Here is a 16,530-nt window from a genome sequence, read left to right as displayed (position 1 = left end):
CTCTATATTAATAACGGATAATAACGGGAACTCTCATGACGCTGCTTAACCCCTACTTCGGCGAATTTGGTGGCCAATACGTGCCGCAAATTCTGATGCCGGCCCTGAAACAACTGGAAGAAGCCTTTGTCAGCGCCCAGCGCGATCCGGCATTTCAGGCGGAATTTATCGATCTGCTGAAGAACTACGCGGGCCGCCCGACGGCGCTGACGCTGTGCAAAAACCTCACCGCCGGCAGCAACACCAAGCTTTATCTGAAGCGTGAAGACCTGCTGCACGGCGGCGCGCACAAGACCAACCAGGTGCTGGGCCAGGCGTTGCTGGCCAAGCGCATGGGCAAAACCGAGATCATCGCGGAAACCGGCGCCGGCCAGCACGGCGTCGCGTCGGCGCTGGCCTGCGCGCTGCTCGGCCTGAAATGTCGCATCTATATGGGCGCCAAAGACGTTGAGCGCCAGTCGCCGAACGTGTTCCGCATGCGGCTGATGGGCGCGGAAGTGATCCCGGTCCACAGCGGCTCCGCCACCCTGAAAGACGCCTGCAACGAAGCGCTGCGCGACTGGTCCGGCAGCTATGAAACCGCGCACTATATGCTCGGCACCGCCGCCGGCCCGCACCCGTACCCCACCATCGTGCGTGAATTCCAGCGCATGATCGGCGAAGAAACCAAAGCACAGGTGCTGGAGCGCGAAGGCCGCCTGCCGGATGCGGTCATCGCCTGCGTCGGCGGCGGCTCCAACGCCATCGGCATGTTCGCCGACTTTATCGATGACGCCGACGTTGGGCTGATCGGGGTGGAACCCGCCGGTCTGGGCATCGAAACCGGCCAACACGGCGCACCGCTCAAGCACGGCCACGTCGGCATCTACTTCGGCATGAAGGCACCGATGATGCAGACCGCCGAAGGCCAGATTGAAGAATCCTATTCAATTTCCGCCGGGCTGGACTTCCCGTCCGTCGGGCCGCAGCATGCCTACCTGAACAGCACCGGCCGCGCCGAATACGTGTCGATCACCGACGACGAAGCGCTGGAAGCGTTCAAGGCACTGTCGCGCCATGAAGGCATCATCCCGGCGCTGGAATCCTCACACGCCCTGGCACACGCGCTGAAAATGATCCGTGAAACGCCGCAGAAAGAGCAGATCCTGGTGGTCAACCTGTCCGGCCGCGGCGACAAAGACATATTTACCGTTCACGACATTTTGAAAGCACGGGGAGAAATCTGATGGAACGTTATCAGCAACTGTTCACGCGTCTGGAAAGCAGCAAGGAAGGCGCCTTTGTCCCGTTCGTGACGCTGGGCGATCCTAACCCGGCGCTCTCGCTGCAGATTATCGACACCCTGATCGAAGCCGGCGCGGACGCGCTGGAGCTGGGCATCCCCTTCTCCGATCCGCTGGCGGATGGCCCGACCATCCAGAGCGCGACGCTGCGCGCCTTTGCCGCCGGCGTCACGCCGACCCAGTGTTTCGAGATGCTGGCGGCCATCCGCCAGAAGCATCCGACCATTCCCATCGGCCTGCTGATGTACGCCAACCTGGTGTTCCATAAAGGCATCGATGCGTTTTACCAGCGCTGCGCCGAAGTGGGCGTGGATTCGGTGCTGGTCGCCGACGTGCCGTTTGAAGAGTCCGCGCCGTTCCGCGCCGCCGCCGCGCGCCACGGTATCGCACCGATCTTCATCTGCCCGCCGAACGCCGATGACGATCTACTGCGTGAAATCGCGTCACACGGCCGCGGCTACACCTACCTGCTGTCGCGCGCCGGGGTGACCGGCACCGAAAGCCGAGCGCAGCTGCCGTTGCATCACCTGGTGAACAAGCTGCGCGAGTATCACGCCGCGCCGCCGCTGCAGGGTTTCGGCATCTCCGAACCCGAGCAGGTAAAGGCCGCGCTGCAGGCCGGGGCCGCCGGCGCGATCTCCGGCTCGGCAATCGTCAAAATCATCGAACAGCACCATGCCAACCCGGCGGAGATGCTGACCAAGCTGGCGGCCTTCGCCAGCAGTATGAAGCGCGCCACCCGGGCGTGAGCCTCTCCAGCGAGCGCCCCGCCGGCGCTCGCTTTAACAGCTTGTTTCCCCTCAAAGTTTGTTCCATTTATTTACAGCAAAAATTTGAACAAACTCAGGTCTTGTCTCACAATGAACTTTGTTCGCTATGCATTTCTTCGTTTTATTTGGGGAATGCGCTCGCTGCGGCGAAAAACCGTAGCGAATTTCAACCATAACATTGCATGGAGAGTAATTTATGAAGCTGTTTAAAACCCTTTCAGCCTTGTGCATGGCAGCCGTTGTGGCGGTCGCGGTGAGCGCTTGCGCGCCGACGGCAAAATCAGAGGGAACAGGCGGTTATATCGATGACACCGTAGTCACCACCAAAGTGAAATCGGCGTTGCTGGCGGATAAAAACATCAAGTCGCGCGAGATCAGCGTGGAAACCTTTAAAGGACGCGTTCAGCTGAGCGGCTTCGTGACATCAAGCGATGACGCCAACCGTGCGGTGCAGGTCACTCGTGGCGTGGCCGGCGTGAAATCGGTTGAAAACGTGATGCAGGTTAAATAATACCGACACAGGGAGGCGCAACGCCTCCCTGTTTGTGGCCATCATCAGAAGCGATAACCCGCCCCGAACATGAACACCCACGGATCCAGACGCGTATCGAAGCTGTGGTGCCCGCCATTCGCATCGTTGAAGCGAGTTTTGGTTTCGATGTTCATCCACCACACCGACATGTTTAGCATCCAGTGTTCATCCAAGTTGTAATCCAGGCCGGCCTGCGCCGCCACACCCCAGGAGTCCTTCAGGTCGAGGTTGCTCAACCCGGCGCTTTTGCCGTAGTCGTTGAACTTCTCGTCGAAGAAGGTGGTGTAGTTAACGCCGACGCCCAGGTAAGGCCGCAGTTTGTCCTGCTTGTCGCCGAAGTAGTATTGCGCCATCAGCGTAGGCGGCAATTGGTGAACGGTCGCCAGATCGGTGCCGCCCAGCGTAACCTTGTGGCGGAATGGCGTTGCGGCCAACAACTCAACGCCGATGTTGTCCGTCACCATGTAACCGAAGGTCAGACCGAGCTGGGTATTGTTTTTCGCATCCAGCGAACCCAACCCCAATACGTTGTCCGAACCCGCATTTGGACGCACCGTCGCGGTTCCCGCGCGGAACAGGAAATCACCGGCCTGATGCGCACTTGCCAACATAGGCGCCATCATCGTCGCCAATACCACCAGAGTTGTCTTTTTCATTATCCATTCCATTTGTGTGGTTAATCTCTCGAGGGGGAATATACCTACTTTCGGGTATTTGTGATCCCATCGAGATCACATCTTATGTGTAAAAATTTAAAATCCTACTAAAAACAAGGTTACCTAACCGCTTAATAAATCAAGGATTGATCTGCATCAAAAAATCGATTTTGTTGCAAATTATTTACATGTTCAAATTTCGGTTGCGGAGAAAAATGCGGCTGAGGTAATTTCATTTTCCGTGTTGGTTTTGGTTGGTGCCGTAAGGAGTCGGTGAGCAATCAAGATGAGCGAAATCCTTAATCCCTGTGTCAGCTGCGGCGCATGCTGCGGTTATTTTCGAGTGTCATTCTATTGGGCCGAAGCCGAAGACGGCGGCGGCACCGTTCCCCTTTCCTTAACGGAGCCTTTGACCCCGTTCCTGCGCTGCATGCAGGGGACCAACAGCAAGTCCCCCCGCTGCAACGCTCTGGACGGCGAGATCGGCAAAGCCGTGTCCTGCTCGATCTACCTCAATCGGCCCAGCCCGTGCAGAGAGTTCGATCAGTCCGGTGAAAACGGCCTGCGCAACGAAGCCTGCGATCGCGCCCGGGAACGCTACGGGCTGCCGCCCCTGCCGGTACCCCTGCCGCTCTCGCTGCCTGAAACGACGATCGTTGAAGAAATAGGCGTAGTGCAATTCGCGGGGTGCCACAGCGGCGTGGAACAGGGTACAATCACCCACTGATTTATCTCTGTTTTCCCGACGCCAAGGAGTCTGCATGCCTATCACGGCCAACGCTTTGTACCGTGACAGTTTTAACTTTTTACGCAACCAACTGGCCAGCATCCTGATGCTGGCGCTGTTGACGGCGTTTATCTCCGTACTGCTGAATCAGGCCTTCAGCCCCGATGCCGAACAGTTGGCGACGCTCGCTGCCACCACCAGCGATTTCGCTTCGTCTACCGGTATGGGCATTCAGGAAGTGATCCAGCAGATGACACCGGAACAGCAGATGGTGTTGCTGAAAGTGTCGGCGGCCGCCACCTTCTCCGCGCTGGTCGGCAACGTGCTGCTGGTCGGCGGGATGCTGACGCTGATCCGTCTGGTGTCGCAAGGGGAACGCACCAGCGCCCTGCGCGCGCTCGGTGCCTCGGCGCCCGATCTGCCGCGTCTGCTGCTGCTGCTGTTTATCTGCACCCTGCTGATCCAGCTCGGCCTGACGCTGTTTGTGGTGCCGGGCGTGCTCATGGCGATCGCCTTCGCGCTGGCGCCGGTGATCGCCTCCGTCGACAAGAAAGGCGTGTTCGCTTCGCTCAAGCTGAGCAGCAAGTTGGCCTTCGGCAATGCGCGCGTGATCGTGCCGGCAATGATGCTGTGGCTGGCGGCCAAGCTGCTGGTGCTGTTTTTGGTGAGCCATCTGTCGGTGCTGACGCCGAACGTCGCCAGCGTGGTGTTGACCGCGTTGAGCAACCTGGTGTCTGCCCTGCTGCTGATCTACCTGTTCCGCCTGTACATGCTGCTGCGCGGCTAACGCCGACGCAACAAAAACCCAAGGGGCACGCTTCTCGGCGCGCCCCTTTTTATTTACCCCACCGTGGCGGCTTCCGCCTGCTCCTTACTCTGAATCAGCTTCAGCGCCAGATACAGGTCCGGCACCAAAATCAGCTCTTTGTCGCGCCCTAAGCGGTTGATGCGGAACCAGCGCGTCAGCTCGGTGCGGCGCCCCGCCAGCACCAGCTTAACGTTACGCTGTAACAGGTCGCGTTTCAGTTCGTCGATGGCCGCCAGCACGCTGATATCGGCATGGGTAAAACTGGCTACCGCATCCACCACTACCCAGCGCGGCTGGAACGGCGTGCCGTCGACCAAATTGAGAATACGGCGTTTGAAGTACGCCACGTTGAAATAGGTCAATGGCGAATTGAAGCGATACATCATGACCCCAGGCACCGCCTTCACCCCATTGTTGTTGCCCATGGAGTGGATCATGCCTTCGTCGTTGACACCCAGCAGCTGCTCCGTCGGCCGGAAGACGGTGCGTAGAAACTGCATCAGCCCCAGCAACACCGCCAGCCCGATGCCACTGATCACCCCCACCAGCAGCACGCTGAGGAAGGTAAACAGCGCCAGGCGAAACGCCTGCGCGTTGCGGCGGCGCAAAACCCAGATGCCGCGAATGTCCAGCAGCGACCAGGCCGCATACATCAGCACCACGCCCAATCCTGCCACCGGAATAAACTGCAGCGGCGCCATCAGGAACAGCAAGACGAAGGCGATGACCGCGGCGGCGATGACCGACACCAGCTGGCTCTTGCCGCCGTTGGCGTCATTCACCGCGGTGCGCGAGTCCGCACCGCTGATAGCGAAACCTTGCGACAGCGCGGAGACGATATTCACCAGCCCCAGCGCACGAAACTCGGCGTCGGCGTTCACCTCATAACCGTTCTTGGCGGCAAAGCTGCGGGCGGTGAGCATCATGCTGACAAAACTCACCACCGCCAGGTTAAGCGCCGGGATCACCATGTCGCGCAGCAAACCGGGCTGGAAGTCCGGCCACTGGACGATCGGCAACACGCCGCTGAAACCGCCCACCGTCACCACGCCATGCTGCTGCAGGCCGCCGGCCCAGGTGACGAACGCCGCCAGCACGATGGCAAACAGCGGCGCCGGCCAGTTAGGCCGCCATTTTTTAAATCCGAGCAGCGTCACCAGCGTCAACAACGACACCGCCATCGTCAGCCAGTCGCTGTGCAGCAGGTTACCGGGCAGCGCGTAGATACGCTCGATCAGCTGCGCCGGGCGCACCGTGAATCCCAACACCTTGCCGATCTGATCGACGATGATGGTGATCGCCACCCCGTTCAGCAGCCCGCTGAGGATCGGCCGCGACAGCAGATCCGCCAGCGCCCCCAGCTTGAACCGGCTGGCCAGCAGGCACCAGCCGCCCATCATCGCGGTCATCATGATGGTCAGTTGCCAATGGCGCTCCATATTACCCGCCGCCAGCGGCGTCACCACCGCGGCGATCACCGCACAGGTGGCGGCGTCGGGCCCGACGATCAGCTGGCGCGACGAGCCGAACAGCGCATAGGCCACCATCGGCAAGATACAGGAATAGAGCCCCACCACCGGGCTGACCCCGGCCAGCTCAGCATAGGCGATGGCCACCGGCAAGGCGACGGCGGCGACGGAAAGGCCGGCGCGAATATCCGGCTTGAGCCAGCTGCGTTGATACCCCAATAAATGCGTCAACCCCGGCGTCAGGGCCTGGAGAGATTTCCACTGCATGCTGTTTTCCGCGGTAAATTATCTGGTTATTATGACACTTACTATGCAGCCTGCGGCCCGCGCTGGCAATGTGCCCGCACTTTCTTGCGTAAGTTTATGCAAATTCCTGCTTTCGCGGCAGAAATCCGCCGGCCAAACGCCGATAATCGGCAACGCCCGGCGGTACACAGAGCTCGCCGAATCCGGTATAGTCGGCCGATGAACAGATGATGGATTGATTTATGAAGCAGTTTCTTGATTTCCTCCCGCTAATTGTCTTTTTCGCTTTTTACAAGCTGTACGACATTTACGTCGCTTCCGGCGCGTTAATTGTCGCCACCGCGCTGGCGCTGGTGTTCACCTGGGTGAAATACCGCAAGGTCGAGAAGATGACGTTGATCACCTTCCTGATGGTGCTGGTGTTCGGCACCCTAACGCTGGTGTTCCACAACGATTTGTTCATCAAATGGAAGGTCACGGTGATTTACGCGCTGTTCGCGCTGGCGCTGCTGATCAGCCAATGGGTGCTCAAAAAACCGCTGGTTCAACGCATGCTGGGCAAAGAGCTGACGCTGCCGGACAAAGTGTGGAGCAACCTCAACCTGGCCTGGGCAGTCTTCTTCCTGGCCTGTGGCCTGGCGAACATCTATGTCGCCTTCTGGCTGCCGCAAAGCGTCTGGGTCAATTTCAAAGTCTTTGGCCTGACGGTGCTGACGCTGGTCTTCACCCTCCTCAGCGGTATCTATATTTACCGGCACATGCCGGAAGAACAGAAAAAATAGTTACAAAATTGTTAATGCCTGCGGCGCTTGCCGCGGGCAGTATGATGTTATTCCCTCCTTTTAAAAGCAGACTGCTATGACACAACAACGACCTTTACCCAGCGGCGAGCTGGTGCTGCGCACGCTGGCCATGCCGGCCGATACCAATGCCAACGGTGATATCTTCGGCGGCTGGCTGATGTCGCAAATGGATATCGGCGGCGCCATCCAGGCAAAAGAGATCGCCGAAGGGCGCGTGGTGACCGTGCGCGTGGACGGCATGACCTTCCTGAAACCGGTGGCGGTAGGCGACGTGGTTTGCTGCTATGCGCACTGCATCCGCACCGGGCGCAGCTCGATCACCATCAATATCGAAGTGTGGGTCAAGAAAGTCTCTTCCGCGCCGATCGGCCAGCGCTACCGGGCGACCGAAGCGGTGTTCACCTATGTGGCAGTCGATGCGGAAGGCAACTCGCGCGCGCTGCCTGAGGGCAAAATGAATTTCCGCGTTGGCTTCGAAGAATAAGCCGGCGGCTGTACCGCAAATGCAAAAAGGGTCGCCGAGGCGACCCTTTCTTTTTTGGTGGTGACCGAACTCAGTTCAATTCGGTCGTGCCGTTCAGCTTGAAGCGGATAGTGACGGTGCGATCTTTCGCCTCTTTGGCCTCATAGCGCCATTTACGCATCGCCTGCTTCACTTCACGCTCGAACATATTGCGCGGCTCGGCCGACAAGATGCGCACGTTGCTGACGCGCCCGTCGCTGTCGATATCGAACTGTACCCGCACGTTGCCTTCGATCTGCAAAGCCTGGGCCCGCGGCGGATAGAGCGGATTGGCGCGGCTGATCGGTCTTGGCCCGACCTCGCGCGAGTTGCCCTGCACCGGCGCGGCAGGCGCCTGCTTCACCGGCGCTTTATCGATCGGTTTGGCCGGTGAATCGCTGTTGAACGGCGACGGCTCGCGCGGCTCAACCTTCTTCGGCTCCGGTTTAACCTGTTTTTCGACCTTCGGTTTCGGCTTAGGCTTCGGTTTCGGCTTGACCGGCTCGGGTTTCACGATCGCCTTCGGCGGCGGCTCCACGATAGGTTCCGGTTCTGGCTCCGGCTCAGGTTCGACCTGCGGCGGCTCCGGCTCGGCCGGCGCCGGTGGCGGCGGCTCGGCCATCGCGGCGGTGTTGACCATCATGACGCTGATCGGCGCGTCCTCTGGCTTCGGCAGCTCCACCACTTCTTTTACCGAAGCGTAAAGCAATCCCGCCACCAGGGCGCTGTGCAGGCCTACGGACAAGACGAAAGGCACGGATATACGGCGATTAAGGAACATCTTTTTTAGCGGCATAATGATTCTGTTTCCTCTGGTTCGCCAAGTTTAAATGCAAATAGCAATCATATTCAATAACGAAAGGCAAACTATCGCTTTAATCGTCAGTATGCGCGGCTAAAACCAGCAAACTCATAAGGATATTAACCTGGCCGTTGCTTTTTTATCGCCGGAACAACACGCTTCATTAACGTTTGGCCGGGCGTCAAAAAGTAAAAGACCACCTCCTGAGGAGGTGGCTTTACACGACGCCCCCTAAAAGGGGGCCATTTTCGAGTTAATCCTGCAACAACTCCATCTGCTGTTCGATCTCTTGGTCCTTCTTATCCTGATGCCTCACGTATCGCCTGATAATTTCTTCGTTTACTCCTACCGTATCGACAAAGTATCCCCTTGCCCAAAAATGATTGCCCCACAACTTCTTTCGTATATGTGGAAAACGATTGTAAAGCCGGATTGCACTGCGTCCTTTCAGGACGCCCATCAACGTCGAAATCGATAGCTTCGGGGGGACTATCACGACCAGATGCACATGATCTGGCTGAATATTTAGCTCAAGGACTTCACAGTCCTTCATGTTGCAGAGGATATAAATTGTTCGGTAGAGCTCTTTACCCACCTTGTCGCGGAGGATTTTAAATCGATACTTCGGCGTCCACACCAGGTGGTATTTGCAACGCCAGAACACATGTGATGAACTCCTGTATAAACCCATGTTGGTGATTTCCTTCTTACTTGTGGTGAGTAAGCTGGAATATTCCGGCATGGGTTTCCTTCAGGCTAGAGCCTCACAGGTTCAATCACCACCTCCTTAGGAGGTGGTTTAAGGCTTACAATAAAAAACCCGCCGTAGCGGGTTGATTGCGGTGATTATGCGTTATTCTTCATCGCCATAGTAAAGCACGCCCAGCTTAATCAGCGGCCGCCCTTGTGCCTTGCGGTGCAGGTTGGTGTCGCGCAGCGAATAGACGCAGCCGCAGTATTCCTGCTGATAGAAGCGTTCGCGCTTGCTGATCTCTATCATGCGCGACGAACCGCCCTTCTTGCGCCAGTTGTAATCCCAGTACACCAAATCGGGATATTTTTCCGCCGCCCGGATGCCGCAGTCGGTGATCTGCTGCATGTTCTTCCAGCGCGAAATGCCCAACGAGCTGGAGATGGTGTCGTAACCGTGCTCATGCGCATACAGCGCCGTGCGCTCGAAACGCATGTCAAAACACATGGTGCAACGAATCCCGCGCTCCGGCTCATTCTCCATCCCCTTGGCGCGGGCGAACCAGTTGTCAGTGTCGTAATCGGCATCGATGATCGGCACCCCGTGCTGCTCGGCGAAGCGGATATTCTCTTCCTTGCGCAGCAGATACTCTTTTTGCGGGTGAATGTTGGGGTTATAGAAGAAAATGGCGTATTCGATCCCGGAGGCCTGGATCGCTTCCATCACCTCGCCGGAACAGGGCGCGCAGCAAGAGTGCAGCAGCAGTTTACTTTTGCCCGCCGGCAAATCGAGTTTTTCCCTTACCAGTTCCGTCATATCCTCACCTCAATGGCATATCAGTTTAAGCGCGCCGCACTATACGAATAAAAAGTAGCGGCTTCAAGGCATAAGCGCCAACCCGCCGGGAAATTCGCCGCGCACCGTTCCCCTGCCGCGCCTTTTGCGCTACCTTGGTAACACCGTTTTATAGCCATGATTTTAAAGGTGAAACATGCTTTATCTGATCTACGCGCAAGACGTCCCCAACTCGCTGGAAAACCGTCTGGCGGTACGCCCGGCGCGCCTGCAGGCGCTGCGCGACGCCGGCCGCCTGGTGGTCGCCGGCCCTAACCCGGCCATCGACAGCAACGATCCCGGCGCCGCCGGCTTTACCGGTTCGACGGTGATCGCCGAATTCGAGTCGCTAGCGGAAGCCCAGGCCTGGGCGCAGCAGGATCCCTATATCGCCGCCGGCGTCTATGCCGACGTGACGGTGAAGCCGTTCAAACAGGTGTTCTGATCTCCAGCCCTCCCAATACCGGGAACGCCCGTTCGCGCACCGTTCCCGGATCAATGCGTGCTCTCACCCTAAGCCGTCGGTAGAAAAGATGCCCTCCCTCCAGGGGCTGTCGCGTCACCCGCCTATACTCTTCTGAACCCGCGGCATCGCCGCGAATTCCGGAGATCGACCGATGCGACTCGACGTACACGCTCACCTGTGGAGCACAGAGTATCTGGATCTTTTGCAAGCGCATGGCGTGCATGAAGTTGCCGCCTATCGGCACCTGGGCGCCGGCCTGAATGTGAAAGACTTCGCGATTGCCGGCGTTGACGGCGTTTCCGACGCGATTCATGCGGTGCAGGCCGGTGAAATGGTCTCTATCCTGCAAGATGCCAAAGGCCAGATGCAGGGCTCCATCGACGTCGCGCTGCGCGCCGTGAAAGGTGAAAGCTATCAACCTCAGTCGGATATCTGGAAGCAGTACGCCAAGGATCTGAAATGGGAGGGCGGCACGCAGAAGCATTACTACATTCCGTGGACCGTCGTTACCGCAGAGAACGCCCAAGCGCTGTTGGACGCACGCAAATAATCCCTCGCCCCCTGGCTCCAGGGCACTTGCCCGCAAAAAAAAGCCAGCACGGAGTGGCTGGCTTAAAGGTTCTTCGAGGGAATATCTTGTTCGATAAACATACGCCTTTCGCCGCCCCCTTGACTAACTATCAGTGTGATAGGCGCCGCCGTCTGAGACTCTTTTTTGCCGTTGCATGGTAAAGCGCCGCCGCTGACCTACACTTGAGCCGTAGTCAAGATGCAGTTACGGGTCGTTTTTATCTTCCAAAAGGAATAATTATGAAGGCAACTAAATATCTCTTGGCACTGCTGGCGTTCACCTCATTCTCTTCCCTGGCGGCAATTGAAATCACGCGGGAAGAGGCAGCGAAACATACCGAGATCGGTCCGGTGACCATTTCACAAGACGGCGACGACACCGTGGGGATCGACCATGCGCGTCTGTCGAAAGCGGTAGATGAAAAAGGCGGTAAGTATTACGTCATTATCGGTCGCGAGGGGAAAACCACCTTCGAAACCATCAATGCGATAGCCTATAAATAATCAGGCTTAGCCCGCGGCAGGCTGCTTCCTGCCGCTTGTCCCTGCGTTTACTTGTCGCCGCCCGTCAATATCAATGCCTGCATATCGGCGAACATCGTTTCCCATTCCGCCTGGTCGATATCCATCAAACCAAAGTAACGCAGCATAAAGGCGCCTTCGGTGGCGAGAAACGCCAGGCGCGCGCGCTTGCCTTCTTCGGTCGTCAAATCCAAACCGGCGATGCGGCTGCGATACCATTCGCGCGTGCTCGCCAGATGCTCCGGCGTTTGAATCAGCGTTGCCATCAACCCGGCGGCCTTGGCGCTGGAAGTCTGATCCGAACTGTGGGTGGCCAGCATATGCGCCCGCACGGCGGTCTGCGGCGAAGGCTCGTCGCCGGCGATCGCCGTGAACAACGTCTCGTAGGCACTGCCCCAGCGATCGAACATGGCATCGATAAGGGCGTCTTTGCTGCCGAAACAATACTGCACCCCGCCCTTGGAGATCCCCATCGCTTTGGCGACGGCGTCGATGGTCAAGCCGGCGGCACCCTGGGTGGCGACGATCTCTTCGGCGGTGTCCAAAACCTTGTCGCGATCGATGCTGCGTTGACGTCCCATTAAGAAACCCTTCTTTTCAATACGAACGTATGGATATATATTATCATCAGTATACCACCCGGCATCGCCGGTGGGTTACCCCAATGGCGGCGCCTCCGCGCCGCCCACGTTAACTGGATATGAATTATGTACGCCAAGAACCGCTGGTTGATCCTGACGATGGTCGCCAGCGCCCTTTTCCTGATCGTCATCGATATGACGGTGTTATATACCGCTCTGCCGCGCTTAACCCAGGCGCTGGATGCCAGCGCCTCGCAAAAACTCTGGATCGTCAACGCCTACCCGCTGGTGGTGGCCGGCCTGCTGCCCGGCGCCGGCATGCTGAGCGACCGCATCGGCCATAAGCGGCTGTTTCTCGCCGGACTGCCGGTGTTTGCCGTCGCGTCGCTGTGCGCCGCGTTCTCGCCCACCGCCGAGTGGCTGATCGCCGCCCGCGTGTTCCTCGCCGTTGGCGCGGCAATGATGATGCCCGCGACGCTGTCCATCGTGCGCCACGTCTTTACCGACGAACGCGAACGCGCGCTGGCGATCGGCATCTGGGCCTCGGTGGCCTCCGGCGGCGCGGCCATCGGCCCGGTGGTCGGCGGCCTGCTGCTGGAGTATTTCTGGTGGGGGTCGGTGTTCCTGATCAATGTGCCGGTCGTACTGCTGGTCTGGCCGCTGGCGTGGAAACTGATCCCGCGCTGCGGTGGCGATAACCCGCGCCCTTCGGACATCGTCGGTTCGGTGCAGATCATGATGGGTCTGGTCGGCGCTATCTATGCGCTGAAGGAGCTGAGCAAGCCGACGCCTGATGTGAGCGCCTTGCTTGTGGCGGCCCTGATCGGCGTGTTGTTCCTGGTGCTGTTCGTGCGTCGTCAGCAGCGCAGCGCCCACCCGATGATCGATTTCTCCCTGTTCCGCAACCGGCTGTTCGCAGGCGGCATCGGCGTGGCCCTGCTGTCGATGGTGGCGCTGATCGGCGTCGAGCTGGTGCTCAGCCAACGCCTACAGCTGGTGCTCGGCCTCAGCCCGCTGCAGGCGGCGCTGTTTATTTTGCCGATCCCGCTGGCCTCGGCCCTGGCGGGGCCCGTAGCCGGCCTGCTGTTGCCGCGCTACGGCGAACGCAGCATCATCCTCGGCGGCTTTGTCCTGACTACCCTCGGCATCGCCGGTCTTGCCGTGTGGTACCAGAGCGGCATGGCGCCGCAATTGGTCAGCCTGGCGCTGGTGGGCTTTGGCCTCGGCGGCGTGATCACCGCCGCTTCCACCGCCATCATGCTGAACGCGCCGGAGGAGAAGTCCGGCATGGCGGCGTCCATCGAAGACGTCTCCTACGAACTGGGTGGCGTGCTGGGCGTGACGCTGCTCGGCGGATTGATGACGGCGGTTTACAGCCACAGCCTGGCGCTGCCGGCGGAGCTGCCGGTCAGCGATTTGGCCTACGACAGCATCGACGAAGCCCTGCGGCTGGCGGCCGGGCTGGCGGCCGATCGCGCGCAGCAGCTGACGCAGCTGGCGCGCTTGGCCTTTGATCGCGCGTTTATTACGGTGCTGATCGCCGCCGCGCTGCTAATGGCGCTGGGCGCCGGCGCGGTGAAACTAGCGCTGCGCAAGTAACCGATAAAAGCGGCTTTTTTCGCCTGCGGATCCTGCGTAAACTGATTCGGCAATTTGCTCGACGGATTTATCGTCATCGGTTTTAGCGATGGCAATAATGCCTGTTATCGTGTTTAACCCTGCGATAAATCCGGTTACTGTAACAGCTATGGAAATTGATTCTGTCTACTATCGGAACAAATAATCAGGAGAAGATTATTATGGCAACGGCAAAGAAAGCAGCGAAAACCCATATCGGCCTCGACAGTAAACAATCGGCAAAACTCGCCGAGGCGCTGAACGCGCTGTTGGCGAACTATCAGGTATTGTATATGAACGTGCGCGGCTATCACTGGAATATTACCGGCCCGCAGTTCTTTGAACTGCACGCGAAATTCGAAGAGACATATAACGATCTGCTGACCAAGGTGGATGAGCTGGCGGAACGTATTCTGACGCTGGGCTCGCAGCCGCGTCACGCTTTCAGCGACTATCTGAAAACCGCCGACATCAAGGAACACACCAACGTGACCGATGATAAAGGCACGCTGCGCGGCCTGTTGGACGGGTATTCAGTCTTGCTGCAGCAGCAGCGTGAACTGCTGACGGTAGCGGCAGACGCCGGTGACGAAGGCACCGCGTCGCTGATGAGCGATTACATCAAAGAGCAGGAAAAACAGGTCTGGATGCTCAACGCCTATCTGGGCAAATAACCCAGGCGCCATAACAAAACAGTCCCTCACGGGACTGTTTTCGTTTTACCACTCGCAGGATACCGCAAACAGCAGCGCGCGCCGATGCTGATCGTCCAGGCGGCGCCGCACCCGGATAATATGGCGATTGCTGCACGACTGGCGTTCCAGCCAGCGATGCCGGCGGCGTTGACTCTGCCGCAACATGCGCCAGCGGCCCACTTCATTTCTACTGCGTCTCATAATTCCGTCACTTGTTCGTCTATTGCCAACCGCGGGCATTATAGCCCTTTCCGTCCGTGATCCAAGCCGCAGTTATCGGCGGCACAGCGGGTGCCACGCGGGCAAAAGCCGCCCTTTCATTTTCAGCAAGTGCCTTAACTTCATCATATTTATGTAACATAAGCGCCGATAAAAGGTTTCGCCTTGACCGATCTGTGCGTACACTCATCATTGGTGGTTTGCGAACGGGATTTTTCGCCTTTATGACAACATTTTATACCGTAATCAGTTGGCTCATGGTGTTCGGCTACTGGCTGCTGATCGCCGGCGTGACGATGCGCATTTTGATGAAACGCCGTGCGGTTCCCTCTGCCATGGCCTGGCTGCTGGTTATCTACATTCTGCCGCTGTTCGGCATCGTGGCCTATTTATCGTTCGGCGAGCTGCATCTGGGCAAGCGCCGGGCCGAGCGCGCCAAGGCCATGTGGCCGTCAACCGCCCGCTGGCTGAAGGAGCTGAAAGAGAGCCGCCGCATCTTCGCCACCGAGTACAGCGAGGTCGCCGAACCGCTGTTCCAGCTGTGCAACCGCCGCCAGGGCATCGACGGCGTCAAGGGCAACCAGCTGCAGCTGCTCACCACCACCGACGACACGCTGAAAGCGCTGATCCGCGACATCGAGCTGGCGCGCCACAACATCGAAATGGTGTTCTATATCTGGCAGCCCGGCGGCCTGGTCGATCAAGTGGCCGAATCGCTGATGGCCGCCGCCCGACGCGGCGTACACTGCCGCCTGATGCTCGACTCCGCCGGCAGCCTGCAATTTTTCCGCAGCCCCTACCCGGCGATGATGCGCAACGCCGGTATCGAAGTGGTCGAAGCGCTGAAGGTCAACCTGCTACGCGTATTCTTGCGCCGCATGGACCTGCGTCAGCACCGCAAGGTGGTGCTGATCGACAACTACATCGCCTATACCGGCAGCATGAACATGGTCGATCCGCGTTACTTCAAGCAGGATGCGGGCGTCGGCCAATGGATCGATCTGATGGCGCGCATGGAAGGCCCGGTGGCCACCACCATGGGCATCGTCTATGCCTGCGACTGGGAGATTGAAACCGGCAAGCGCATTCTGCCACCACCGCCGGACGTCAACATCATGCCGTTCGAGCAGGAAAGCGGCCATACCATTCAGGTGATCGCCTCCGGCCCCGGCTTCCCCGAGGAGATGATCCACCAGGCGCTGCTGACCGCGGTCTATTCCGCCCGCGAGCAGCTGATCATGACCACGCCGTACTTCGTGCCGAGCGACGATCTGCTGCACGCCATTTGCACCGCCGCCCTGCGCGGCGTCGAGGTCAGCATCATCGTGCCGCGCGACAACGATTCGATGATGGTGCGCTGGGCCAGCCGCGCGTTCTTCTCCGAGCTGCTGGAGGCCGGGGTTAAGATCTATCAGTTCGAAGGCGGCCTGCTGCATACCAAGAGCGTGCTGGTGGACGGCCAGCTCAGCCTGGTCGGCACCGTCAATCTGGACATGCGCAGCCTGTGGCTGAATTTCGAAATCACGCTGGTGATCGACGATGACGGCTTCGGCAGCGATTTGGCCTGCGTGCAGGAGGATTACATCGCCCGTTCCCAGCTGCTGAACGCCAAAGAGTGGCTGAAGCGGCCGTTCTGGCATCGTCTGGTCGAGCGCCTGTTCTACTTTTTCAGCCCGCTGCTGTAAAAGCCGCGGCGAGCGTGCTTTAATAGCGCCAAATCATTTGTTATCAGGATTT

General features: G+C 58.7%; 19 protein-coding genes and 1 pseudogene. 13 read left to right on the top strand and 7 right to left on the bottom strand.

The features are described 5' to 3' along the window. Positions 1-35: 35 nt before the first annotated feature. From trpB to GF111_RS24850, 3 genes are all read left to right on the top strand, one after another. Entirely contained in the window at positions 36-1,226 is a 1,191-nt protein-coding gene (trpB, locus tag GF111_RS24860; protein ID WP_033634762.1) for a tryptophan synthase subunit beta, read from the top strand. Then, the gene (gene trpA / locus GF111_RS24855; RefSeq protein WP_038877280.1) at positions 1,226-2,032 is read left to right on the top strand and encodes a tryptophan synthase subunit alpha; all 807 of its coding nucleotides are present in this window, start codon (positions 1,226-1,228) and stop codon (positions 2,030-2,032) included. Before trpB ends, trpA begins: the two co-directional genes overlap by 1 nt. A 217-nt stretch (positions 2,033-2,249) precedes the next feature. After that, a complete protein-coding gene (locus tag GF111_RS24850; protein WP_016927515.1) occupies positions 2,250-2,564 on the top strand; it encodes a BON domain-containing protein in 315 nt (104 codons plus the stop codon). A gap of 44 nt (positions 2,565-2,608) precedes the next feature. On the opposite strand, the gene ompW is transcribed toward GF111_RS24850, so the two are convergent. After that, on the bottom strand, positions 2,609-3,241 hold the full coding sequence (gene ompW, locus GF111_RS24845) for an outer membrane protein OmpW (protein WP_019452715.1): 633 nt from the start codon (positions 3,239-3,241) through the stop codon (positions 2,609-2,611). A 286-nt stretch (positions 3,242-3,527) separates the two neighbouring features. On the opposite strand from ompW, the gene GF111_RS24840 reads away from it, so the two are divergent. Beyond that, entirely contained in the window at positions 3,528-3,968 is a 441-nt protein-coding gene (locus GF111_RS24840) for a YkgJ family cysteine cluster protein (RefSeq protein ID WP_033634766.1), read from the top strand. Positions 3,969-4,002: 34 nt separating this feature from the next. Then, the gene (locus GF111_RS24835) at positions 4,003-4,755 is read left to right on the top strand and encodes a YciC family protein (RefSeq protein WP_038877276.1); all 753 of its coding nucleotides are present in this window, start codon (positions 4,003-4,005) and stop codon (positions 4,753-4,755) included. Between the two features lie 53 nt (positions 4,756-4,808). Here GF111_RS24835 and GF111_RS24830 read toward each other — a convergent pair whose 3' ends face one another. Then, complete coding sequence (locus GF111_RS24830) at positions 4,809-6,512, bottom strand: SulP family inorganic anion transporter (protein WP_038877273.1); 1,704 nt, start codon at positions 6,510-6,512, stop codon at positions 4,809-4,811. Positions 6,513-6,733: 221 nt separating this feature from the next. Between GF111_RS24830 and GF111_RS24825 the strand changes: the two genes are divergently transcribed. Together GF111_RS24825 and yciA are read left to right on the top strand one after the other, a co-directional pair. After that, on the top strand, positions 6,734-7,273 hold the full coding sequence (locus GF111_RS24825) for a septation protein A (RefSeq protein ID WP_004932082.1): 540 nt from the start codon (positions 6,734-6,736) through the stop codon (positions 7,271-7,273). A gap of 76 nt (positions 7,274-7,349) precedes the next feature. Then, positions 7,350-7,778 (top strand): acyl-CoA thioester hydrolase YciA, encoded by a 429-nt coding sequence (yciA, locus tag GF111_RS24820; RefSeq protein WP_004932085.1) that lies wholly within the window; start codon positions 7,350-7,352, stop codon positions 7,776-7,778. A gap of 70 nt (positions 7,779-7,848) precedes the next feature. Here the strand turns inward: yciA and tonB are convergent, their stop codons facing one another. The 3 genes from tonB to GF111_RS24805 all read right to left on the bottom strand — a co-directional run bounded on the left by tonB (position 7,849) and on the right by GF111_RS24805 (position 10,105). Continuing rightward, on the bottom strand, positions 7,849-8,592 hold the full coding sequence (gene tonB, locus GF111_RS24815; RefSeq protein ID WP_038877271.1) for a TonB system transport protein TonB: 744 nt from the start codon (positions 8,590-8,592) through the stop codon (positions 7,849-7,851). Between the two features lie 259 nt (positions 8,593-8,851). Continuing rightward, positions 8,852-9,289, bottom strand: a complete 438-nt coding sequence (tnpA, locus tag GF111_RS24810) for an IS200/IS605 family transposase (RefSeq protein ID WP_038874510.1) — start codon at positions 9,287-9,289, stop codon at positions 8,852-8,854. Positions 9,290-9,451: 162 nt separating this feature from the next. Continuing rightward, on the bottom strand, positions 9,452-10,105 hold the full coding sequence (locus GF111_RS24805; RefSeq protein WP_025303057.1) for an epoxyqueuosine reductase QueH: 654 nt from the start codon (positions 10,103-10,105) through the stop codon (positions 9,452-9,454). A gap of 175 nt (positions 10,106-10,280) precedes the next feature. Between GF111_RS24805 and GF111_RS24800 the strand changes: the two genes are divergently transcribed. The 3 genes and pseudogenes from GF111_RS24800 to GF111_RS24790 all read left to right on the top strand — a co-directional run bounded on the left by GF111_RS24800 (position 10,281) and on the right by GF111_RS24790 (position 11,663). Further along, positions 10,281-10,568, top strand: coding sequence for a YciI family protein (locus GF111_RS24800; protein WP_147191987.1), 288 nt, complete (start codon positions 10,281-10,283; stop codon positions 10,566-10,568). Between the two features lie 271 nt (positions 10,569-10,839). Then, positions 10,840-11,139: pseudogene (locus GF111_RS24795) on the top strand (sugar ABC transporter substrate-binding protein); the annotation flags it as partial. A gap of 260 nt (positions 11,140-11,399) precedes the next feature. Beyond that, positions 11,400-11,663 carry a hypothetical protein gene (locus GF111_RS24790; protein ID WP_019452732.1) on the top strand — a complete coding sequence of 88 codons (264 nt, stop codon included), beginning with the start codon at positions 11,400-11,402 and terminating at the stop codon, positions 11,661-11,663. A 47-nt stretch (positions 11,664-11,710) separates the two neighbouring features. Here the strand turns inward: GF111_RS24790 and GF111_RS24785 are convergent, their stop codons facing one another. Further along, complete coding sequence (locus GF111_RS24785) at positions 11,711-12,262, bottom strand: TetR/AcrR family transcriptional regulator (RefSeq protein WP_038877264.1); 552 nt, start codon at positions 12,260-12,262, stop codon at positions 11,711-11,713. 126 nt (positions 12,263-12,388) lie between these two features. Between GF111_RS24785 and smfY the strand changes: the two genes are divergently transcribed. Continuing rightward, entirely contained in the window at positions 12,389-13,861 is a 1,473-nt protein-coding gene (smfY, locus tag GF111_RS24780) for a multidrug efflux MFS transporter SmfY (protein WP_038877262.1), read from the top strand. A 200-nt stretch (positions 13,862-14,061) separates the two neighbouring features. Next, complete coding sequence (locus GF111_RS24775; protein ID WP_038877260.1) at positions 14,062-14,553, top strand: Dps family protein; 492 nt, start codon at positions 14,062-14,064, stop codon at positions 14,551-14,553. A gap of 45 nt (positions 14,554-14,598) precedes the next feature. Here GF111_RS24775 and GF111_RS24770 read toward each other — a convergent pair whose 3' ends face one another. After that, positions 14,599-14,775: a YciY family protein gene (locus GF111_RS24770; RefSeq protein WP_025159792.1), complete on the bottom strand. Its 177-nt coding sequence runs from the start codon at positions 14,773-14,775 to the stop codon at positions 14,599-14,601. Between the two features lie 242 nt (positions 14,776-15,017). Between GF111_RS24770 and cls the strand changes: the two genes are divergently transcribed. Next, on the top strand, positions 15,018-16,478 hold the full coding sequence (gene cls / locus GF111_RS24765; protein ID WP_038877257.1) for a cardiolipin synthase: 1,461 nt from the start codon (positions 15,018-15,020) through the stop codon (positions 16,476-16,478). Positions 16,479-16,530: the final 52 nt, after the last annotated feature.

Origin of the sequence: Serratia sp. HRI (assembly GCF_010119335.3) — a bacterium.
GTDB classification, from domain to species: Bacteria; Pseudomonadota; Gammaproteobacteria; order Enterobacterales; family Enterobacteriaceae; genus Serratia; species Serratia nevei.
This window is presented reverse-complemented; position numbering and strand designations above follow the sequence as displayed.